Origin of the sequence: Blautia liquoris, from assembly GCF_015159595.1 — a bacterium.
Classification (GTDB): Bacteria; Bacillota; Clostridia; order Lachnospirales; family Lachnospiraceae; genus Novisyntrophococcus; species Novisyntrophococcus liquoris.
The window spans coordinates 901,321-923,798 of record NZ_CP063304.1; the positions used below are offsets into that span (position 1 = coordinate 901,321).

15 protein-coding genes and 1 tRNA gene are annotated in these 22,478 nt (G+C 44.0%); 13 read left to right on the forward strand and 3 right to left on the reverse strand.

The window, feature by feature from the left end; all coding sequences use genetic code 11:
* Positions 1-41: 41 nt before the first annotated feature.
* Positions 42-1,613 (reverse strand): extracellular solute-binding protein, encoded by a 1,572-nt coding sequence (locus tag INP51_RS04090; RefSeq protein WP_193736457.1) that lies wholly within the window; start codon positions 1,611-1,613, stop codon positions 42-44.
* A gap of 325 nt (positions 1,614-1,938) precedes the next feature.
* On the opposite strand from INP51_RS04090, the gene INP51_RS04095 reads away from it, so the two are divergent.
* The 7 genes from INP51_RS04095 to INP51_RS04125 all read left to right on the forward strand — a co-directional run bounded on the left by INP51_RS04095 (position 1,939) and on the right by INP51_RS04125 (position 13,531).
* Positions 1,939-4,218: a helix-turn-helix domain-containing protein gene (locus INP51_RS04095; RefSeq protein ID WP_193736458.1), complete on the forward strand. Its 2,280-nt coding sequence runs from the start codon at positions 1,939-1,941 to the stop codon at positions 4,216-4,218.
* Positions 4,219-4,223: 5 nt separating this feature from the next.
* Entirely contained in the window at positions 4,224-5,687 is a 1,464-nt protein-coding gene (locus INP51_RS04100) for a serine hydrolase domain-containing protein (RefSeq protein WP_193736459.1), read from the forward strand.
* Positions 5,688-5,945: 258 nt separating this feature from the next.
* The gene (locus INP51_RS04105) at positions 5,946-7,493 is read left to right on the forward strand and encodes an extracellular solute-binding protein (protein WP_193736460.1); all 1,548 of its coding nucleotides are present in this window, start codon (positions 5,946-5,948) and stop codon (positions 7,491-7,493) included.
* A gap of 73 nt (positions 7,494-7,566) precedes the next feature.
* On the forward strand, positions 7,567-8,526 hold the full coding sequence (locus INP51_RS04110) for an ABC transporter permease (RefSeq protein ID WP_230406876.1): 960 nt from the start codon (positions 7,567-7,569) through the stop codon (positions 8,524-8,526).
* Positions 8,527-8,537: 11 nt separating this feature from the next.
* Positions 8,538-9,395: a carbohydrate ABC transporter permease gene (locus tag INP51_RS04115; protein ID WP_193736462.1), complete on the forward strand. Its 858-nt coding sequence runs from the start codon at positions 8,538-8,540 to the stop codon at positions 9,393-9,395.
* Positions 9,396-9,438: 43 nt separating this feature from the next.
* Positions 9,439-10,170, forward strand: coding sequence for a rhamnogalacturonan acetylesterase (locus tag INP51_RS04120; protein WP_193736463.1), 732 nt, complete (start codon positions 9,439-9,441; stop codon positions 10,168-10,170).
* Positions 10,163-13,531 (forward strand): family 43 glycosylhydrolase, encoded by a 3,369-nt coding sequence (locus INP51_RS04125; RefSeq protein ID WP_193736464.1) that lies wholly within the window; start codon positions 10,163-10,165, stop codon positions 13,529-13,531. Before INP51_RS04120 ends, INP51_RS04125 begins: the two co-directional genes overlap by 8 nt.
* On the opposite strand, the gene INP51_RS04130 is transcribed toward INP51_RS04125, so the two are convergent.
* A complete protein-coding gene (locus tag INP51_RS04130; RefSeq protein ID WP_193736465.1) occupies positions 13,528-15,333 on the reverse strand; it encodes an ABC transporter ATP-binding protein in 1,806 nt (601 codons plus the stop codon). The two genes, INP51_RS04125 and INP51_RS04130, sit on opposite strands and share 4 nt — an antisense overlap.
* Entirely contained in the window at positions 15,323-16,279 is a 957-nt protein-coding gene (locus INP51_RS04135; RefSeq protein WP_193736466.1) for a pectinesterase family protein, read from the reverse strand. The genes INP51_RS04130 and INP51_RS04135 overlap by 11 nt, the downstream gene beginning before the upstream one ends.
* 80 nt (positions 16,280-16,359) lie before the next feature.
* Here INP51_RS04135 and INP51_RS04140 point away from each other — a divergent pair, with 80 nt between their 5' ends.
* The 6 genes from INP51_RS04140 (at position 16,360) to INP51_RS04165 (ending at position 22,463) form a co-directional block, all read left to right on the forward strand.
* A complete protein-coding gene (locus INP51_RS04140) occupies positions 16,360-17,913 on the forward strand; it encodes a glycoside hydrolase family 28 protein (protein ID WP_193736467.1) in 1,554 nt (517 codons plus the stop codon).
* Positions 17,914-17,917: 4 nt separating this feature from the next.
* Positions 17,918-19,054: a glycoside hydrolase family 88/105 protein gene (locus INP51_RS04145; protein WP_193736468.1), complete on the forward strand. Its 1,137-nt coding sequence runs from the start codon at positions 17,918-17,920 to the stop codon at positions 19,052-19,054.
* Positions 19,055-19,081: 27 nt separating this feature from the next.
* Positions 19,082-19,918, forward strand: coding sequence for a sugar phosphate isomerase/epimerase family protein (locus INP51_RS04150; RefSeq protein WP_193736469.1), 837 nt, complete (start codon positions 19,082-19,084; stop codon positions 19,916-19,918).
* The gene (locus tag INP51_RS04155; RefSeq protein WP_193736470.1) at positions 19,905-20,531 is read left to right on the forward strand and encodes a 4'-phosphopantetheinyl transferase family protein; all 627 of its coding nucleotides are present in this window, start codon (positions 19,905-19,907) and stop codon (positions 20,529-20,531) included. Before INP51_RS04150 ends, INP51_RS04155 begins: the two co-directional genes overlap by 14 nt.
* Positions 20,532-20,543: 12 nt before the next feature.
* Entirely contained in the window at positions 20,544-22,337 is a 1,794-nt protein-coding gene (locus INP51_RS04160) for a serine hydrolase domain-containing protein (RefSeq protein WP_193736471.1), read from the forward strand.
* A gap of 52 nt (positions 22,338-22,389) precedes the next feature.
* Positions 22,390-22,463 (forward strand) — tRNA-Met (locus tag INP51_RS04165).
* The last annotated feature ends 15 nt before the right edge of the window (positions 22,464-22,478 follow it).

Below are 22,478 nucleotides of genomic sequence, written 5' to 3' on the forward strand. Positions count from 1 at the left end.
CATCCCGGCCTTTTGGTGTATGGTTTTATCTATTTGGTTATTTATTTCTTTTCCATCTTATTTAAGGAATCGACAATCTGTTTTGACCAGTCAGTTCCGCCTTCTTTTTCGAAACGAGCATACTCGTCATCAATATTGGCACCTTGTGTCACAACATTTGCAATAATTGTATTTTTCAGTGTTGTCAGATCTCCGTTGTACTGGCTCATCTCATCTGTTGAGACAAAGTTTGGAGCCAGAGTGGAGTTGTCGTTAAACAGCTGCTGAGCATCTCTTGCCTCCGGTGCGATCTGTTCTGCACCGGGATCCTTTTCCTTGAAGTCTGAGATGGAGAGCATCGGATCAATATTATTCTTGGTCCATTGCGTTCCTGGTTTTTCAAGACTCTCAAGCATATGGAACTGACCTTCTTCATAAGTGTTTCCACATACGGTTTCTGCTTTTGTCGACCAGTGTGTTCCTTCTACACCATAAGTCCACAGAACCTGCATATCTCCGCCGTCGAGCATGCTTTCGATGAAATACTTAAACACGCCTTCCGGATTCTTACATGCTGCAGTGATCGCGAACACCGGCGGGCGCCGTTCCAGATACTTTCCAACCTCTTTAATTGGAGGAAGAGCAACCAGTTTGTCATCTCGATTGTTTGCTGCAAGGTTTACTTTTAAGTTTGTAGCCCAGGTACCTGCCCAATAGGTGAATACGCCGAACTTATCTTCGTAAAATTTGTTTCTGCAGTCGTTTGTTCCATTCGTAAGAGACTCTTTGTCGATGTAGCCTGCCTGATAAGCATCACGCAGACGGCCGATCGCCTCTTTCATGGAATCCTCTGTGAAACCGTCCACCCAGGTTCCGTCATCTTTCTGATAGAAACTTGGATATGCACCCTGATAGAATTCCGGAAGATAATTGACAAAAGGAATTTCTTCACCGATCAGACGGGCAGAAGATACACCATAAGTATCTCCATCAACGCCATTGCCGTCCGGATCCCCTTCGGTGAATGCCTTCAGCATATTGATGTATTCATCATAAGTGGTTGGAACGTCCAGGTTGCAGTTGCCCAGCCATTTTTGCTTTACATATGTCACGCAGCCATTTCCACGGCCGTTTGCAAATCCGTAAAGTTTTCCATCAATATATAGATTTTTAATCAGATCCTCGTTGTTGATACGACCGGAAGCTTTCAGTTCGGAATTTTCCCAGGCATCTGTCATATCCCAGAGGGCCCCTTCCTTTGCATATCCGGAATAGTAGGTTGGATCCAGCAGGACAACATCTGGCCAGTTGTCCGGTCCGCTTGCGAAAGTCTGACCCAGAACATCATGATAAGCATCATGATCTGGCTGTGTGAGTTCAAGCTTTATTCCGCTGAGTTCTTCAAATCTCTCAACGAACTTGTCCTGTGCATTCTCTTTGGTGAAAACAGTCCCATCAATCATAAGTTTAATCTTGTCGGGCTTTTCTACATCCTTTTCTTTAGAATCCTCAGATGCAGATGATTTTGCTGAAGTTGCTGACTTTGCATCTTTGCCGGCGTCATTTCCACAGCCTGCGAACGTTGTTGCAGCCATCATTGCGGCTAAAAACGTGCATAGCATCTTTTTTCTCATACTTATTCTCCTCCTAATAAATAGTTATTCTGCTGTCCCTAATCTCATGCTCTAAGCAATGTGCACAAGATATCAGCGATTACGACACAAAAATATCATAGGATTTCTAGCTGCGCAAGGCTCATATTTCGAACAAAGGACATTTCTTGTGATTATTTGTGTAAAAAAGAGGGTGCATATTTTTTGATTTCCATCATTTTGAAGGGAACCCATGATCGTAAGGGGTTAATTTGCAAGGAATGTAAGGGCTTACAGCTTGCATTTTTTTGGGTTTTGTGATATTCTTAGAAAGCAACAAATGCGACACCACCGGAGGCGGATTTTAATGAAATTCTTAAAAAACATAACTAAAAAAGGAGATAATTTTGCCGCTAAGTTAATGCTTTCTTATAGCATATTGCTTTTGATTATTCTGTTGATTGGTATAAATCTCTATGATATAAGTAAAAATAATCTGCAAGAGAGTGTGAAAGCTCAGACAAAGTCTCAACTGGAAGATGCGGCGGGAAAGTTTGATTCTGATCTTGCCTCTATGCAAAATCTGGCATTGTACTTTACCAGAGATCGGATGATCACAAAATTTGCAAGGACATCAATATATGATGAGAATGAATTTCATCTGAATGCCTATAACGCACAGATCAGCTGCCGGGTCTACACCCCCATACAGCGGCTCCTTCCAATTAATTCCTATTATATACATTTCAACAACAGTGACTATATTCTCTCACCAACTGCATTTTCCCACATGAAGAACTACTATCATTCAAATTCCATGTTGGAGAATCACTATGGTCAGTGGCAGGACACTCTGAAAAATGGGGAAAAATATTCCACGTTCCTCCCCCTCTCAGATTTTAAGAAAGACAGTGAGGATTATCTGTATATTTTGCCATTGAATACGTACATCTTTCATCCGGTTCCGGCTGAATTATGCTATGAGATTGACAAGGATAAACTTACAGGAATCTTCTTCTCATTAGTTTCGCAGGAAGGGGGAGCACTATATGTGGAAGATTCCAGAGGAAAACTTCAGTTTTCGCTGGGAGATCAGGCCGGGGATTTTGATAGAAAAGAACTGAGAAACCTGAATTATAAGGACGACAACGCCAATTTTAAATATAAAGGTGATAAACTCAATGTCACCAGACAGACCTCTTCTGCCTTTGACTGGACATACTATTTCGTTCTTCCTGAGACAACCATCAGCAGCTCTCTGTCTCAGCTTAGGAATATGTTCTTGTTTATCACAGCGGCGGGACTTTGTATTGGGTTTATGTTTCTGCTTTTTATCAGCAGAATCAATGAACGTCCGGTGCTTCAGCTGAATGAGCAGCTGAATGATACGTTGAGTCGGGCGCAGCAGCTGCAAAGTTCCCTTGACTTTCAGCAGCCGCTGGTTCGAAATACATTCATAAGAAATCTGATGCTCGGACGGATCTCTTCGAAAGATGAGATGAGCTACATCAAAAAATATCTGAAATTAAGTGACGATGATAAGACATATTTTGTTTTATATCTCGTGACTTATCCGAATGAAGAACAGCTTGAAGAGTATGGAGATACACAATATACCCGTGATCTTGAGGATACAGAAGAATTCAGCTATGCTAATTCACTGTCCTATGATACGAATATCATTCACTGCCTGCAAAAGTACTTTGGAGAGCCGTTGTATGTTTTCAATCCGAAGAAACACAATTATGCGATTCTTCTTTCGACTGGTTATCAGGATGATACGGAGGATAAGGAATTTCCCGCAATCTGTGAAAAATTCGAAAACCTGCATGAGGATCTGTTGAATCAGTATGCGATCTGGACGATCGGCGGACTTGGCAATACCAATCATCATCTGGAAAATACGTGGAAATCATATCAGCAGGCCTATGAAGCGGTAAGCTATGCGTCATCGACGAATATTATCCAGATTTACAGTAATCTGGATCTGGCCTCAGATGCGTATTACTACCCTTCTCAGCTGTCAGACTCGCTGACAAACTTTATCAAAGCGGGAAATAAGAATCAGGTGGCAGAGACCTTTAAGTTTATCATCAAGGAAAACCTAAAGAAACGTGCTCTTTCTTATCCGAAGATGCAAAGTCTTTTGACGGAGATTTACAGCACGCTGTCGAGAATCCGCTACAGCATACCAGAAAAGGATAAAGATGAAACGATCAAACTGGTGGATCAGAAACGAGAGGAGTATCTCTCTTTCCGCCAACTGGAAGATATCGCACTTACGTTGTGTACATTTTATGGAAAAAAGACATCAAAAAGCCAGACGATCGACGATATCAAAGACTATATCCAGAAGAACTACAAGGATTCGTCGATGTGCCTTACAAAACTTTCTGATGAATTTAGACTTTCCGAGAGTTATCTTTCTTATCTGTTCAAGGAGTCGACTGGGGAGAATTTTTCTATGTATCTTGAGCATATCCGGATGGATGCGGCTCTTAATCTGGTGAAGGAGAGTGATATTCCTCTGTCTGATATTTACCAGGAGGTCGGCTATAACAATGCGAATAGTTTCAGAAGGGTATTTAAGAAAACATATGGAGTTTCTGCAAAAACAATGCGGGATTCGACAAGGGAAGGGAAATAACGACTATGGAAAAGAATATACCGGCTGTCTCACCGGAATCCGTTGGGATTCCATCCCAGGCAGTTACTGATATGATTGAAGAACTGGAGAAAAATCATGTCCCAATGCATTCACTGATGCTGGCAAGACACAATAAACTGGTGACATCTGCATTCTGGCGGCCATTTGGCCCGGGTCAGCTTCATCGGTTGTTTTCCGTCAGCAAGAGCTTTGTCTCCATCGCAGTGGGATGGCTTGAAGAGGATGGTCTCATCCGTCTGGACGATCCGATTGCACAATACTTTCCAGAATACCTTCCTGAGAATGCAGATCAGTGGCTGAAGGCAATGACGATACGAGACATGCTTGCAATGCAGACCTGCCATACAGCGACAACTTATAAGATCCATCCGGATCAGAACTGGGTGGAAAGTTTCTTTGTGACACCTCCGAGCCATTGTCCCGGAACTACTTTTAATTATGATACGTCTTCGCCACATACACTTGGAGCACTGGTGGAGAAACTTACCAGGATGCCAGTTCTGGATTATCTGAGAAGCAAATTTTTAGATGAGATCGGCTTTTCACCGAGGGCATATATGATTTGCGATCCATTTGGGACATCCATGGGTGGTTCCGGCCTTATGGCAGAGCCACTAGATCTTATGAAATTTGCACTTGCCGTCTTAAATAAAGGCAGAGCAGAAGACGGGCAGATACTGATTCCCGAAAAGTATCTGAATCAGGCTTGTTCCTGCCAGTCATCTACGCAGCATGTGCGTTCTACAATTGACGAAGGGCAAGGCTATGGCTATCAATTCTGGATGACACGCCATAATGGTTTCTGCTGCAATGGCATGGGTGGTCAGTTTGCAATCTTTCTTCCAAAAGAAGATATCGTGTGTGTGACCACTGCCGATACACAGGAGGTAAATGCAGGGAATCAGACGATTTTCAATGCGTTTTTTGATCATATTTTGCCTGCATTAAAAGAGATGCCGCTTGCTGAAGATAAAAAGGCCAGGGATCAGCTTGAAAAGAAGATTCATTCTCTGGTTATACGTCCGGTGAACGGAGAACTTCGGACAGACTGTGATGGATTTTTGGGAAAGACAGTCTATCGGGTGACAGAAAACTCGAAAGCCTTTCAAAAGTTCTTCTTTGAATTCTCGGATTCTTTCCGGGAGGGGAGCTTTCACTTCTACAGGGACAGCAGTTGGCACGTTCTGCACTTTGGACTGGGAGAGGTGAGAGAAGATGTGTTCCCAATTTATGATGACCGATGTGTAACTTCGGCGGCATGGACATCGGAAGATAGCTTATACCTTCGTTGCAGTCTGATCGGCGAGTCTGTCGGAACCATTCATCTCCAGTTTACATACAAGGATGGATGGATGTATCTCGCCATGCGTAAAAAAGAAGAGACTATGTTTCAGGAATTCAGCGGATACTTAAGTGCTGTGGCTGAGGTCAAAAGAAATGCAAGTTAAATATTAGACAATCCCTCGTATATCACGGATTCAAACTTTAGGGTGCAGATAAATTGATGAAAATCAAAAAATCTGCACCCTCATTTTTGCACATTAAACTATAAATGGTGGATGGAAAGAAAATATTACACCTTGAAATGATCAAAACATTATGTTAATTTTGATAAGTAAATTCAATATCCTTGTGCAAGGTGTTCAACATACTTTGGAATAGAACCGTTGCCGGGATGACAACCTGTAGGAGGAGACACAAAAAACATGAAGAAAAGAATTGCGTGCATGGCATTGGCTGCGCTTATGGCGACCACAATGTTTGCCGGATGTGGAAAAGATTCCAATTCAAGTTCAGGAAGCTCAGCAATTACTGCGGCTGACGGAGATATAAAAAAACCTGACAAGATCAAAGTTATGTATAATGGAACTGTTTTCACGAAGGAAAACGGACAGGATCAGTTCAAAAAGCGCTGGGAGGAATTGACCGGTATAAAATTAGAGATCACTCAGCCGGATCATGATGCTTACTATGATGTTCTGGGGCAGACGATGGCAAGCGGCCCGGACAACTGGCCGGATGTTGTGCTGCTGGATCCGACTTATTACGCCGGTTATGCGAAAGAGGGAGCTCTTTGGGATATGACGGATGCCTGGGAGAATTCTGAACTGAAAGCTTCCGGTCGTATCAATAATGAAGATTTGATCGAGAATCTATATATTGATGGAAAACTTTACGGTTTTACAACCGGTCGTGGAAATGGCTGCGTGACATACGTAAAACAGAAATGGCTGGACAACTGTAATTTGGAAGTTCCAACCACTTATGACGAGTATATTAATATGCTGAAAGCATTTACAGAAGGGGATCCGGACGGCAATGGTGTAGATGGCGACACCTATGGTTTATCCACAGCCGGCTTAATTGGCGAAGAAATACCTTATGTCAATTATCTTCCTGAATTTTATCAGGATGCATATCCGAGTTTCTATCAGAAAGAGGATGGAACTTGGGTGGACGGATTCACAGAAGACTCTATGAAAGAGGCAATTGAACGTCTGCGTGATGCTTATCAGGCTGGCTATATAGACAGAGAATCTCTTACGAATGGAACGAATGACTGCAGAACTAAGTTTTATGAGGACAAGTTTGGTGTGTTTACTTATTGGGCAGGCACCTGGGCTACCAACCTCAAGACAAACTTATTGGCAAACAATCGGGATGATAAATTGGTTGCAATTCCTCCGATTAAAGAGGTTGGAAAGTATCTGGAACGCCGTCCGTCGGTATTCGCAATTACTGCAGCATGCAAGAATCCGGAAGGCGTGTTTAAATATTTTATAGAAAATATGCTTGATGGCGGAGATATGCAGGTTCTGTGGACTTATGGTGTAGAAGGAACACACTGGTCGACAAAAGCAGAAACCGTATGTGGAAACACTTATGAAGAAGGTCAGTTCCATATGCTGGAAAGTATGGAAAAACCCGGAACTCAGTACACGAAGAATAACATCGATCCTATGCTTGCTATTGGAGATTTCAAAGAGAAAGATCCGGGAGCAGATCAGATCGCTCCGGAGGCGAAAGAATCTCAGGAGATGTTTAATGATAATTCCAAACTGGCACCAAACTTTTTCTCTACAGATGAGATGGGACAGTACAATGGAGATCTTACAACCTTGAAAAACACAATTATTGCCAATGTTGTAACACAAGGTTCAAGCATCGATGAGGAGTACAAACGCTTTAAGGACGAAGGCGGAGCTGAATGGTCGAAAAAGATCGTGGATTCTTTAAATAAGCTGAACAAATAATTCGTTCGGTGAAAGAAAAGAGGCCGGAATGGAAATGAGTCCATTTCGGCCTAATTAAAAGGAGGATATGCAGATGAGCAAGAGCAAGGCGGCTGCAGGGGTACCACAAAAACGTAAGTCCGATACACGAAAGAGGATGTATAAGTATCGCGGCTTTTATTTTATGTTCCTGCCAGTTCTAATTTTCACCATTGTGTTCCATTACCTGCCGATGTTTGGAATCGGATATGCGTTTACGGACTACCATGGAATCAACAAACCGACATTTGTCGGATTGGACAACTTCAGAAAAATGTTCGCTGCACCGGGATTCTGGACAGCTTTCTGGAACACGTTGAAACTGAGTATTGTGAAACTGATTCTGAATACGGGAGCGGCAGTATTGATCTCCCTGCTGTTGAATGAGATCAAGAATACAGCATTTAAGAAGACAACACAGACAATTATTTACCTGCCGCACTTTATGTCATGGGTTGTCACAGCTTCTGTATTCACCCTGATTCTTTCCCCGTCAGGAGAAGGACTTGTAAACTCTTTGCTGGTTCATTCGGGAATATTGAAAAAGGGATCAGAAATCTATTTTATGGGGAATAAGAAATGGTGGGTACCGATTTTCTATATCGTAAATGTCTGGAAAGATACCGGATGGGGAACAATTATATTCCTTGCAACCTTGTCAGGCATCAGCCCCGAATTGTATGAAGCTGCTACGATGGATGGTGCAGGGCGTTGGAACAGAATGCGTTATATTACCCTGCCGGCACTCTCCAATACAATTGTAACCGTATTAATTCTGAACCTGGCTAAGGTTATGAACCTGTTTGAATCTGTATTCGTAATGCAAAACGATGCAGTAATCAAACAGTCCGATGTACTGCAGACCTATATTTATACACAGACCTTTAACAGCGGGGCACTGCCGAATTACGGTTATACAACTGCCGTTGGTATTGTAAAATCTCTGGTTGGCTGTGCACTGGTATTGGTTTGCAATCATCTGAGCAAGAAAACCCGCGGCCGCGGTATTGTATAGGAGGCAATGTTATGACGAATAAGACGGCAAAAAAGAAACATAAGATCTCAACTTTTTCCGTTGTGAATGGAATCATTTTTATTCTGATTTGTCTGTTTATCCTGATTCCGATTTACAAGGTTGTAATCGACTCTCTGGATTTGCATACGACTTACGGGATGAAACTCTGGCCTGAAAAGTTCGGCCTGGCGGGATATCGCTCCGTGTTCTCAAACCCGACGCTGTACCGCCCGCTTTTGATCTCTTTGATCACAACGATAGCAGGAACGGCGCTTGGACTACTTCTGTGTACGTTAGGTGGTTATGTACTGATTCAGTGGGACATGCCGGGAAGGAACTTCCTTGCAGGACTGCTTTTGTTTACGATGATTTTCGAAGGCGGAATGATTCCGACTTATCTGGTTGTGAATAAACTGCATATGACGAATACTCTGTTCTCGGTTATCTTTATTCCGGCAATCAGTATCTACAATCTGGTACTGATGAGAAACTTCTTCGAGGGGATTCCGCAGGCGTTGTTTGAGGCCGCCGAGATAGACGGATGTTCCCCTATGCAGATTTTCTATAAGATTGTACTTCCGCTTTCCAAAGCGGCGCTGGCGTCCATCGGACTGATGTTTGCGGTGACATACTGGAACGATTATACAAACTTCAAGATCTATATCACGAATGCAGATCTGTATAATTTCCAGATGAAACTGAGAAGTCTGATTATGGGAAGTGATCTTCCGACAGCACTTTCCGGAGCTTCGGAGAATACGGTTAAGAATGCGGCTGTCATGGTTGCAATCATTCCGTTCATGATCATCTATCCGTTCTGCCAGAAGTACTTTATCTCAGGTATCAATATGGGTGCGGTGAAAGAGTGAGTAATTGTTCCCGCAATCCTCTAAACATAAAAAGGAGACAGCAATGAGTAATCCACGGATTTTCTGGGCCGGAGATTCTACGGTGACACAAAACGATTACCGCACATATCCCCAGTCCGGAATCGGACAAGGTATCAGATTATACATTCAAAAAGAAATCGAAATCAAAAATCATGCCGTAAATGGCAGAAGTACGAAGAGCTTTATTGATGAATCCCGCCTTGCATCCATTTATGATGAGATCACAAAGGATGACTTTCTGTTTATTCAGTTTGGACATAACGATGAAAAGATCAAGGATCCGTCCCGTTATACGGATCCTGACAGTGAGTTTTGCGTAAACCTCGGAAAATATGCCGCTGCAGCAAGAAATAAGGGTGCACATCCGGTTTTTATCACTCCTCTTTACAGACGTACGATAAAAGAGGATGGTATGTTGTATCAAGAAGAACATCTGGCTTATCAGAAAGCAATGATTAAAACTGCAGGAGAACTTCATGTTCCCTGTATTGATCTTTGTGCTGCAAGTAAAAAACTGATCGAGAAGACACCGACAGACGTCAGTCAACATTGGTTTATGAATCTTGAAAAAGGCGAGTTTGAGAATTTTCCGGATGGAAAACAGGATAATACTCATCTTCAGTGGAGTGGTGCGATAATTTTCGGAGGACTTCTGGCAGCAGGTCTTAAGGCACTTGGCGGCATCTATGAAGAACTATTAATTGAACCTGAAGAACTGACAGTCTCATTTGAGGGCGAGGTATTCCATGAATAATGATAAGTTGTGGTCACAAGATCTGGGAAACGGCATCTATCGTAATCCGATACTTTTTGCCGACTATTCAGATCCTGATGTGATACGTGTAGGGGATACCTACTATATGACGGCTTCCAGTTTTAATTATACACCAGGTCTTCCGATTCTAGAATCGGGAGATCTTGTCAACTGGAAACTGATTAATTATGCGGTTGAAAATATTGACTATCCTGACTATGTTAAGCCTCAGCACAGTAAGGGCATCTGGGCTCCGGCCATCCGTTATCATGATGGATGGTTTTATATTTTTTACGGGATGCCGGATGAAGGCATATTCATGGTGAGAACAAAAGATCCTCATGACACATGGGAGGCTCCCGTTCTTGTACTCGAGGGAAAAGGGCTGATTGATTCCTGCCCGTTCTGGGATGAGGACGGCAAGGCTTATGTGGTACATGCCTATGCGAAAAGCAGGATTGGTTTTAAGAGTTTTCTGGGACTTTTTGAAATGACTCCGGATGGGACAAAAGCAGTCAGTGAAGACCATCTGATCTTTGACGGAACAAAGACACAGATGACAATTGAAGGTCCGAAAATGCTAAAAAGAAATACCTACTATTATATCTTTGCTCCGGCGGGCGGCGTCACGAAAGGTTGGCAGACAGTGCTCCGCTCCAGAGATATTGCCGGTCCATATGAAGAAAAAATCGTGATGCGTCAAGGTGATTCACCGGTTAACGGACCGCATCAGGGGGGGCTTGTAGATACACCAGAAGGCGAAGAATGGTTTATTCACTTTCAGGATATGGGAGCGTATGGACGTGTCGTACATCTTCAGCCGGTATGTTTTAGAGACGGATGGCCCATCATCGGTATTCCAAAAGCAGGAGAAGACTGGGGAGAACCATGCCTGTTCCACAAGAAGCCGGCACTTCCTGCACAGGAGAGTTGTACCCTGCAGGCATCCGACGACTTTTCCGGTGAGAAACTGGATCTGAAATGGCAGTGGCTGGGCAATCACAGGGATGATTTTTATTCCCTTACTGAGTGTCCCGGATATCTTCGCCTGTACAGTCTAAATCCTTCGAAGGAAGACCCTGTTGTCTTATGGAACTGTGCAAATGTTCTGACACAGAAGATTATCTGCCCGAATTCCATCATGACTGCACATATGTGCTTTCAGAATCTGAAGGAAAATGAACAGGCCGGAGTGATCGTCATCGGTGGAAATTATGGCTGGCTGGGTGTCAGAAATACAAAAGGAAGTCGAGAACTGATATTTTCTGAGTCATTTACCAAAGAAGGTACTGTAGAAGAAAAGGTGTTAAAGCATATTCCTCTGCAAAAAGGCATCCGGGAGATTAATCTGAGAATACAGATTCAAAGAGGCAGGAATGTTGACGCAATTTTCTCATACAGTCTGGATGGAGAGAATTACAAAAAGATCGATTCAAAAATCACCCTTGCTCCACACACATGGGTGGGAGCGAAGACGGGCTTGTTCAGTGTTGCCTGTGATAAAGATGACCACGATGGATCCGTAGAATTTTCAAAAGTACACTATGATAATCCCGACAATGAACCGGATCCGGTATTTCAGATCGCGGAAGATGCAGATTTTGATACCATAAAATATATGGTGGAATTCTCAAAATCCAGTATGAATATCAAAGATGAGAGAAATCGTACCCCACTTCACTATGCAGCAAAGCATCAGAGTCGTGAAGTACTGGAATACTTTGTAAACCGCGTGGGTCTCTCGCCGCTTGAAGGTGACTGTGATCTGATCACACCTTATGAGGTGGCTTGCCAGAACAAGAATCAGGAAGCATTGACGTTCTTTGAAAAAGTCTGCGGTGCATCTCTTTCGGATATGTATAAAAATCCAATTCGAACAGGGATGTATCCGGACCCCTCGATGGTCAGAGTCGGGGATGACTACTATATGGTGAATTCTTCTTTTGTGTATTTTCCATGTATACCGATTTCACACTCCAGAGATCTGATTCATTGGGAGATCATCGGACATGCCATCACTGACAGCAATTGGGCTGCACTTGGGCATTTGGAAGGTGGCCGGGGCTACTGGGCTCCGGATATCTCCTATACGAATGGAAGATATTACATTACAGCTACCTACCGTATGAACGATGATGGAGTTGTTATCCGAAAACAGATGATTGTCTCCTCGGACAGACCAGAGGGTCCATATAGTGAACCGATTTTCATCGATGAGGATGGAATTGATCCTTCACTGTTTCACGATGATGACGGCAGACATTACATGCTTTTAAATCGTGGGGCCAGAATTGTGGAATTGAATCAAGATATGACAAAACAGATTTCCGAAGCGAGCCTGCTGTATTACGGTGATATGAAACGTGCGCCAGAAGGGCCGCATCTTTTGAAAAAAGATGATTACTACTACCTGTTTCTCGCGGAGGGCGGTACAGGTATGGGACATAGAATTACAGTTGCCAGATCGAAAAGTCTCAAAGAACCATTTGTGCCCTGTCCTTATAATCCAATCATGCGCCAGACAGATCCGAATGCCCTGATTCAGCGCTGCGGACACGGAAAACCCGTGAGCACTCCGGACGGGAGATGGTTTATCGCATATCTGTGCGGACGTATGCCAGATCAGAAACATACGCTGCTTGGCAGAGAAACCGCTCTGGATGAAATTGTATGGACAGCAGATGGCTGGCCTCTGATCAACAATGGTGACGGCCCCAGTGTGATGGCCAAAAAGCCATACCCGGCTTTGCAAGATTGCGGGTCAGATGGGTGGACTTATGATATCTGCAAAGGTGAAGTTTCAAAGGAATGGATGAGCCCGAGAGGTATAAGAGAAAAAGATATCGAACGAACTTCAGAAGGAATCTTCATGAAAGGAGATCCGTCAGACCTTGACAGTCTGGATGTAAGGGATGTGCTGCTTCGTCGTCAGACAAGTTTTGATTATGATGTAAAATCAAAGCTTACCATTCGAAAATTGGAGGAATGCGGGGAAACAGGCCTGGTCTGCTACTATGATGAGAGGACGTGGCTAAAATTTGGAGTTTTTAACCAAAAAGGGGATTTGTATGCCTTTGTGGAGGAAAACAGAGGAAATAAAAAAACAAGAAAAGAGCTTGGAAAACTGGAAAACTCAAAAAAACTCTCACTTTCCTGCGAAGTACGCGGGCTGACCCGCAGCTTCCTGCTTGAAAGTGAGAATGGAGAAACGATTGATATAAAGCTTGATCAGGTAGATTATCTGTGCGATGAAGGACATAATTATGGGAAACGGTTTACCGGTCCCACAATTGGCATCTTCTGCCTGGGCTGTGAATCAGAGATTTTAATTTCTGACTTTGCATCCAGGCAGGCATCTTAAGCCTGAAGGGAATGCATCTGATAGAAGATTCCTTTTTTGGCAATCAGCTCATCCCAGGTGCCATATTCTACACATTTGCCATTCCGTAAAACGACAATCTTGTCGGCTGTGCGGATAGTGGAAAGACGATGAGCAACAAGGAATGTGGTTTTCCCCTTGGACAGATTAGCGAGGGCACCTTGAATCTGTTTCTCGGAGAAACTGTCGAGAGCAGACGTTGCCTCATCAAATATGATGACCTCAGGATTCCGGATCAGGGCTCTTGCGATAGAAATCCGCTGCTTCTGACCACCGGAAAGTTTGTCACCGTGAGATCCAACCATAGTATCAAGGCCGTTCGGAAGTTTTTGAATCACATCTTCAAGATTCGCTGCCCGGACGGCTTTTTGCACGTCATCCTCGGTGAAATGTTCCAAGCCGTAGGTGATGTTATCGCGGATACTTCCGGAAAACAGGACAGTAGTCTGTGGTACTACAGCGATGTTTTTGCGATAACTGGGAAGATTCAGCTTTCGGCTGTCAATTCCGTCGATGTAGAGAGTTCCCTTGTTGGGCATGAGAAATCCGATGATGATGTTGATCAGTGTGCTCTTTCCGGCTCCGGATTCGCCGACAAAGGCGATCGTTTCGCCTGCGTGGACGTCGAGAGTGATTCCATCGAGAATTGCTTTCTGATCCTTTGCATACTGGAAGTGAATGTCATCCAGGCGATATTCACCTCTTAATGAAGAGAGCTTCGTCTTTCCACGGTTATCCTCAATATCGTTGTCATTTAGTATCTCACCGATACTGCTGACAGATTCCATACCTCTTGTGATTGTAGGAAGAAGTGTGATGACGGCCGAGACCTGGTTTACAATCGTCGCAAAATAACTTTGATACAGGACAATATCACCGGCGGGGATCTTATGGTTTAAAGCAAGATTTGCCGTAAAAATCAGACAAATCACCTGGAAGATCTGAAAGACAGCCCAGCTTACGGAGCCAAAGGTCGACTGGATGACATCAAGCCGATAACCTTCGGCTGCCACTTCAATCAGTTGTTGGCTCATTCGGCTGCTTTCCTTCTGTTCAAGAGCATGTGCACGTGTGATTGGTATCATTTCCACCATTTCCATTACTTTTGCGGAGGTGGTTTCGATTTCCTTGCGGAATTTTCGGTTATGCTTTTTCATGGGCCGTTTGAATACGAAGATTGTAAGTGCGGCCACAGGAATCGTAAGCAGAAAGAAGAAGAATACAACCCTGCTTTTGGCTACGGTGACACTTAGTGCGACAACGATATTAATCAGAATGTTGAGCAGACTGATAAACATCTGAGAAGACAGTGTTTCAACTGCCTCGACATCACGCATGATCTTAGACTGAATTCTGCCGGATTCCATCTCTTTATGAAATGAGATAGAGAGCTGCTGGATCTTACGGACCAGTGTGCTTCGAAGACTGGCTTCCACACTTCTGGTTGCAAGACTTTTAAAACGCGTGTGCAGATAGTTGGCAGGGATATTGATCAATATCAGTGCCACAATCAGAATCATGTTTGTAAGCAGAAGCTGATGTACATTCTCCGGAGGGTTCGTGACATAATTGACAATATTCGCCGTGACGATGGGCAGTGCCCATACCGGGCTGTGCTTTACGATATAGCAGAGAGTGGAAAGCATGAGCTTCTTGTAATTTCCGCGATACAGGTTCAAAAGAATCTGTACGGGATTATTCTCATGCTGGCGGTAGCTGTTCTGTACGAGGTCATCGTCGAGGTGGAATGGGTAAGAATTTTCTTTCTTGTGTTTAGTTTTCATATCCCAGGACCTCCTCTCGGCCATAATGCACAACTTCCTGATCACTGAATTGATGAATCCAGTCAGGCCGTTTCGATAGGCTGGAGCCGGGACCACTGCAGTGATATTCCGCATAACAGGCAGCGGTGTGAGCGGCTTCTTTGCCCCAGTCGTGCCAACCTTGTCTATGTATATGAGCACCAAGTTCGCATGCAATCAGTGCGGTTTTTGCGTGTTCTCTCCAAGGTCGGCCAAGATATACGGTTCCCGGAGCACAGTCACCGGTAAAACGGCAGTGCGAGAAGACATATCCATAGGTCTGGCCTTTCGGGGTCGAAGCAGCGGTAGTATAGCCATTGATATCTTCGCCTCTGTCCAGAGAATGAATCTCACAGTTTTCGAAGTAAGCGCAGGCTCCGCCAAAGATGAAGTCCACATCGCCCTCGATGTAGCAGTCTTTGTAATATTGGCGGCACAACTGATTCGGAGAGAGTACTTCCGGTTCTGTAAAGGCTGCCACCTGATCTTTTACAGTTTCAGGCAGCGGACCGGTAAATAAGGTATCCTGGTGTCCAAGCAGACGGCAGTTTTGTGCGGTGAAACGATCGCCTCCGACATATAAAGCGATAGCCTGACCGACTTTTCTGCCGTCTCCGGCGGTATTTTCAATTGTCAGGTTTTTCAAAGTGACATGGTTGGAGTTGACCAGAATGGTATAGGTTCGAAATGTTCCTCTTTTGGTATCGTCCGGCAGAACCATGTTGGCATACAATCCGCCGCTTACAACTGTGTGTGCGGCATCCTCGCCTATAAGGACAAGATCCGGGATGCGGATCTCAAGGAGTTCTTTGTAGATTCCGTTTTTGATATAGACCTTTCGTTCCAGTGCCGGATCAGCTGCAAGAGCTGTAAGAGCTGATTGGATAGATGAAAAATCGCCGTCATTGGTTTGTGATACTGTTAACATGATGATTGACACTCCCTTGTTGTATATTTATACTATAGAAGTATAATACCACAAAAAACTGTAATTAGTAAGGAGACGAGATGACTTTGAAAATTTTGTTTAAGAATGCCAGATTTGCCGCTGTTGAATTGGAGGATGGCGGTGTCTATGATATGGAAAAAACATGGAAGATCTTTGTAAATGGTAAATTGTACAAAGAAACGAGCCGTGTAATTAATATGATTTACGGTTTAGAGCCGGAGACGGAATATGAGATTCGCGCTGACCATGGTGATGAGACGGCATGTGTGACATGTAAGACGGATTATGAATATGTGACGATGAATGTGAGGGATTTTGGTGCAAAAGGAGACGGTGTCTCGGATGATACGCATTTTATCCAGGCAGCTGTTATGGCATGCCCGAGAGAGAGCCGTGTTCTGATTCCTTCAGGTGTTTATCGCATCAGTACTCTTTTCCTGAAGGATCATCTCAATCTGGAATTGGAAAAAGGTGCCGTCTTAAAAGCATTTACCGAGCGGGAAAAATTCCCGGTGTTTCAGGGGACAATTCCCGGAAACAGATCCGAAGAAGAGATGCTTCTTGGAACTTGGGAGGGAGATTCGCAGGCGATGTTCTCCGGAATTATCTGTGGTGTGCGTGTGAATGATGTTACGATCTATGGGGAAGGAGTGGTTGATGGAAATGCCAGCCACAAGAACTGGTGGGAGAATCCGAAGGACATCAAAATTGCCGCAAGACCCAGAATGATCTTTCTGAACCAGTGTGAAAACATTGTTGTGGCCGGCATCACAGTGCAGAATAGTCCAAGCTGGAACGTTCATCCGTATTTCAGCCGTCATCTGCAGTTTATCGGGATGCAGATTCTGGGCCCGAAAGATTCCCCGAATACAGACGGACTGGATCCGGAATCCTGTAAGGACGTCAGGATCACCGGTGTATATTTCTCTGTCGGCGATGATTGTATTGCGGTGAAATCAGGAAAGATTGCGGTGGGATCAAAGTATAAGACTCCTTCGGAGGACATCATTATCCGTCAGTGCTGTATGAGAGACGGGCATGGTTCAATCACGCTAGGGAGTGAGATGGCGGCGGGCGTGAAAAATCTCAAGGCCATGAATTGTAAGTTCTTAAACACCGACCGTGGACTCCGAATCAAGACCAGAAGAGGGCGTGGGAAAGATGCGGTCATTGACAATATTTTGTTTGAAGACATTGTTATGGACCATGTCATGACACCGTTTGTGATTAACTGTTTTTATTTCTGTGATCCTGACGGAAAGACGGATTATGTTCAGTGCAAGAAAGCACTTCCGGTGGATGAGCGCACCCCAGCCGTGAAAAAGCTGACATTTAAAAATATAAAAGCCGATAACTGTCATGTCGCGGCAGCGTTCTTTTACGGACTTCCGGAACAGAAGATCGAAGAGATCAATATGGAACACGTAAGAGTGACCTATGCAAAAGAAGCAAAAGCTGGAAAACCTGCCATGATGAATGGAGTTTCGGATGAGATCAAAAAGATGGGAATCTATGCCAATAACATCAAAAAACTGACACTTTGCGATGTTAATATACAAGGTGCAGATTCAGAAGCAATACATACAGAGAATGTAGATAAAGTGGTGAGGTGAGAAAATGGAGATGTTAGATCGTTATATCAAAGAACTAATGGAAAACAGCACACCGGATGCACCTGCCTGGAATATTGAAAAAATTCGGGGCGGAAAAAAAGCGAATAAATGGAACTATGTGGATGGCTGTATGATCAAGGCACTTTTGGAATTTTACTTTCTGAGTGGCGAGAAGCGTTATCTGGAGTTTGCAGACCAGTTTATCGATGCATTCGTCGATGAAGATGGGAGTATCCGCTCATACTCGGTGACAGAGTATAACCTCGACAGTGTAAATGCCGGTAAGACGTTGTTTGAACTTTATGATCTTACAAAGAAGGAAAAATATAAGAGGGCGATGAATCTGATTTACACACAGCTTGAGGGGCAGCCTCGCACGAAGAGCGGTAGTTTCTGGCATAAAAAGATATACCCGAATCAGGTATGGCTGGACGGCCTTTATATGGCTCAGCCGTTCTATTTGCAGTACGAACTGTCGTATAACAACGGTAAAAATTGTGCGGATATCTTTCATCAGTTCCAAAATGTAAAACAGAATATGAAGAATAACAGGAATGGCCTGTATTATCATGCCTTTGACGAGTCGAGAGAATCGTTCTGGTGCGACAAGGTGACGGGGCTTTCTGACCAGTTCTGGATCAGGGCAGAGGGCTGGTTTGCCATGGCTTTAGTGGATACCATAGAGATTTTGAACAAAGATGAAAACGCTTTTGGATACAAAAAAGAAAGAGATGAACTCGAGCAGATGTTCTTAGAGCTGATTGATGCCATGCTTCCCTATCAGGATACAAAAACAGGTATGTGGTATCAGGTGATCAATCTTCCTGGCATGGAGCCGAACTATCCGGAGGCTTCCGGGTCTTCAATCTTTGCCTTTGCGATTATGAAAGGGGTAAGACTGGGTATCCTTGACTCTTCTTACTACGATTATGGAAAGCGTGCATTTGACGGAGTCTGCAGCACTTGTCTCAGTGAAGAAGACCATGAGCTTCAGATGGATCACATCTGTCTTGTCGCGGGTCTTGGCAATACCGACCATCGTGAGGGAACCTTTGAATATTACATGAGAGAACCTGTTGTGAAGAATGATGCCAAAGGGGTTGCACCTCTGATTTTGGCATATATCGAAACTTTGAGATAAGCAGTCCGAAAAGAAAGGGGAAAAGAGATGGGTACATTACAAGTTGGAATTAGGCTGCACGATCTGGAGCCAGTGAAGATCGAAGAGAGAATCAAGATTGCATCTAAGAGAGGTTTTTCCTGCATTCATCTGGCATCAAAGCTTGTGTATTCGGAGTATAAGATTGGACGGGAAGGGCTTACCCCCGGACTGGCAGCTTACCTGAAAAGAATCCTGAAAAAATATGAACTGGATGTGGCAGTGTATGGCTGTTATCTGAACCTGGCAAATCCAGACCAGGGGCAGCTGAACGAGATTTTGGAAGAATACGAGGCAAATATCCGCTTTGCATCCTATCTGGGAGCACATGTTGTAGGAACAGAGACCGGAGCACCGAATACAGAATATAAGCCTTGTCCAGAATGCCATACAAAGGAAGCGTTGGATATATTTATTCATAATGTTAAGAAAGTCATAAAATACGCAGAACAATTTGGCGTTACACTTGCAATTGAACCGGTGTGGAAACATATTGTATACAATCCGGAGTGTGCCAGAACTGTGCTGGACGCTGTCGCCTCACCAAATCTGCAGCTGATCTTCGATCCGGTCAATTTGCTGTGTGAAGAAAATCATGACGTGCAAGGTGAACTTTTTGAGAAAATGATCTCTCTGAACGGGGATGATGTTGCAGTACTTCATGCGAAAGATTATTACGTGCATGACGGTGAGATCATCTCAGTGGCACCAGGTGTGACAAAAAACATGGGATATGGTGCGATTTTGTCCTGGCAGAGGCATAAGAAACCGTATTTGCAGGCGACGATTGAAGACAGTACACCTGAAAATTCTGTTCGTGCCCGCGAATATCTTGAAAATATATAAACGTATTCATTACTCAATTGTGGGCAGAATAAAAGCAGCTGATTTATCAAAGGAATTTCAAGAGATGATAACAATTGACACAAAAGTGTTTAAGGTGCAAGATAAAAAAACCAAACACCAGACAGAACACCAGGCGGCGCGAACACTGCTTGAGAGGATGCTGAGAGAAACATATGGTATCGAAACCTGGAGTCTTGCAAAGGATGAGAGGGGGAAACCATATCTTGTTTCTCATCCGGATATTTATATTAGTATCAGTCATAGTCATGGCCTCGCAGCCTGTGCCGTCGGAGATCGCCCGTTAGGTGTTGATATAGAACGAATCCGTTCTTTCAAAGAGAATATCTGGCATAAAGTCTTAAGTACGAAAGAACAGGAAACTTTTGCGAGCGCAAAGGTTTCTGCAAAAGAGCGGCAGGAATTATTCTACAGGTTCTGGACGCTAAAAGAGAGTTATGTGAAGGCAGAAGGATGTGGATTTCGTATCCCGCCGCAGGATATCACATTTCTTTTGAATTGGGACGGAGACATTCTTTCTGGCCCGGAAGGATATCAGTTTCAGGTAGAAAAGGTAAGAGATAACTATATGATTGCCTCATGTCAGAAATTGTAAAGGAGATGTCAGATGGCCAGAGTACAACTTGCAGTAGCTGAGATGATGTTGAACATGATTCAGGGAAAAACTGACGGTATCAGCCGAGTTGATTTTCATCCACAGAAAGGTGAATATCCGAAAGAAGTAAAGTATGAGCAGCCATTTATGCGTGCTGCCCCCGAAAGCCAGGGAATCTCTTCAGCACGGTTATCCGGATTGCTCCGTGAGCTAGGCGAGAACAAAAAGGTTGATCTTCATCATCTGATGATTCTTCGTCACGGAAAAATGATCTGTGAATGCCATGTGGCTCCTTATCGGGGAGATATCTGGCATATCGCTCATTCCATGTGTAAAAGTATCACTGGTATGGCAGTCGGCCTTTTAATCGGCGAGGGAAAACTCTCATTGGACGAAAATATCTATAAGATATTTGAGGAGAGAATGAAACCTCGAAAGAAGGTTTTTCGTGGAGTGGTCACAGTGGAAAACCTCCTCACTATGACGAGCGGAGTACAGTTCAACGAATCAGGGATTGTCTCCGGGAATGATTGGCTCGGAGGATTTTTGAATGCCCCTGTCTCTGAAAAACCGGGAACTGTGTTTCAATATAACAGCATGAACAGCTATGTGTTGTCTGCGATAGTGACTGAGCGCACAGGGCTTACACTGACAGAGTATCTTACACCACGGCTCTTTGCCCCGTTAGGTATAAAAAACTATCTGTGGGAGACATGCCCGATGGGGATCACCAAAGGTGGATGGGGACTTTTCCTTTGCCCTGAGGATATGGCAAAACTGGGCCAGTTATATCTTCAAAAGGGGAACTGGAACGGTATACAGCTGATTCCAAAGGAGTGGGTTTTACAGTCTGTCAGCAAGCATGTGGAAAGTTCAGAGGGAACTTATGGCTATGGTTATCAGATCTGGCTGGAAAGCAGACCGGGAAGTTTTGAATTCAATGGAATGCTGGGACAGAATGTGATTGTCTACCCGGATATGGATATGGTTTTGGTTACCTGTGCAGGGAGCAATGAATTATTTCAGAACTGTATTCTGCTCGACATCATAAGAAAATATTTTCCAAATGACTATCATCCGGATGAACGCTTTCTGGATGCGCGTATGCCTGGAGATGGCAGCGGATGGTACTTTTTAAACCGCGAGGTTCGAAGATTAAATGCCCGGGAAAGTGAGGGTGCCGGTATGCGACTCAGACGGGGAGGATGGCGGCAAAGCTATCGGTACAGACATAAATATTTGGACACATCTGAATTTCTAAACAGGATCGATGGACACTGTTACTCGATGGATCCGCAGTCGATCGGCATTCTCCCTCTTATTATGCAGGTAATGCATAATAATCTGACAGAAGGAATGAGAAAGGTTGCATTTCGATATGATTTGGGTGTGTTCTGGTTTTTGTTTTTAGAAGGGGATAACTGGTATCAGATAAAGGCAGGATTTCAAAAGGCAGAGGAAACATGGATTCGGATACATGAGGAGAGTTATCTTGTTGGGACAAAGGCTGAACTCACATATAACGAAGATCAAACGCTGGTTTTAAAGCTGGATATTGCTTTTTTAGAAGAAGCAGTCCGGCGGAGGATTAAGATTTTTTTTCGGAAAGAGGAGATAGAGATGAGATTCTTTGAAACTCCCGGAAAGGATCTGATCATGGAAGGACTTTCTTCGGTCATGAATGAGATGAATAACAATCTGATGTTTGGAAGACTAAAGGGAAAGAAGAGCGAAGAACTGATCCGTGTACTTCTGGAGAGGACGATTGAGCCTCAGGCAAAAGGAATATTCGAACGAATTATGTAAATCGCCGAGGGGTTGACATGATTCCTTTTGTGGTGTATGATGATACTGTTGCCGCGGGGTGGAGCAGTCTGGAGGCTCGTCGGGCTCATAACCCGGAGGTCGCAGGTTCAAATCCTGCCCCCGCAACTACCATAGCGTCCT

Excerpts from the sequence above, each read along its gene's own strand:
- INP51_RS04090 (WP_193736457.1), bottom strand. The coding sequence starts at position 1,613 with ATGAGAAAAAAGATGCTATGCACGTTTTTAGCCGCAATGATGGCTGCA.
- INP51_RS04095 (WP_193736458.1), top strand. The coding sequence starts at position 1,939 with ATGAAATTCTTAAAAAACATAACTAAAAAAGGAGATAATTTTGCCGCT.
- INP51_RS04100 (WP_193736459.1), top strand. The coding sequence starts at position 4,224 with ATGGAAAAGAATATACCGGCTGTCTCACCGGAATCCGTTGGGATTCCA.
- INP51_RS04105 (WP_193736460.1), top strand. The coding sequence starts at position 5,946 with ATGAAGAAAAGAATTGCGTGCATGGCATTGGCTGCGCTTATGGCGACC.
- INP51_RS04110 (WP_230406876.1), top strand. The coding sequence starts at position 7,567 with ATGAGCAAGAGCAAGGCGGCTGCAGGGGTACCACAAAAACGTAAGTCC.
- INP51_RS04115 (WP_193736462.1), top strand. The coding sequence starts at position 8,538 with ATGACGAATAAGACGGCAAAAAAGAAACATAAGATCTCAACTTTTTCC.
- INP51_RS04120 (WP_193736463.1), top strand. The coding sequence starts at position 9,439 with ATGAGTAATCCACGGATTTTCTGGGCCGGAGATTCTACGGTGACACAA.
- INP51_RS04125 (WP_193736464.1), top strand. The coding sequence starts at position 10,163 with ATGAATAATGATAAGTTGTGGTCACAAGATCTGGGAAACGGCATCTAT.
- INP51_RS04130 (WP_193736465.1), bottom strand. The coding sequence starts at position 15,333 with ATGAAAACTAAACACAAGAAAGAAAATTCTTACCCATTCCACCTCGAC.
- INP51_RS04135 (WP_193736466.1), bottom strand. The coding sequence starts at position 16,279 with ATGTTAACAGTATCACAAACCAATGACGGCGATTTTTCATCTATCCAA.
- INP51_RS04140 (WP_193736467.1), top strand. The coding sequence starts at position 16,360 with ATGACTTTGAAAATTTTGTTTAAGAATGCCAGATTTGCCGCTGTTGAA.
- INP51_RS04145 (WP_193736468.1), top strand. The coding sequence starts at position 17,918 with ATGGAGATGTTAGATCGTTATATCAAAGAACTAATGGAAAACAGCACA.
- INP51_RS04150 (WP_193736469.1), top strand. The coding sequence starts at position 19,082 with ATGGGTACATTACAAGTTGGAATTAGGCTGCACGATCTGGAGCCAGTG.
- INP51_RS04160 (WP_193736471.1), top strand. The coding sequence starts at position 20,544 with ATGGCCAGAGTACAACTTGCAGTAGCTGAGATGATGTTGAACATGATT.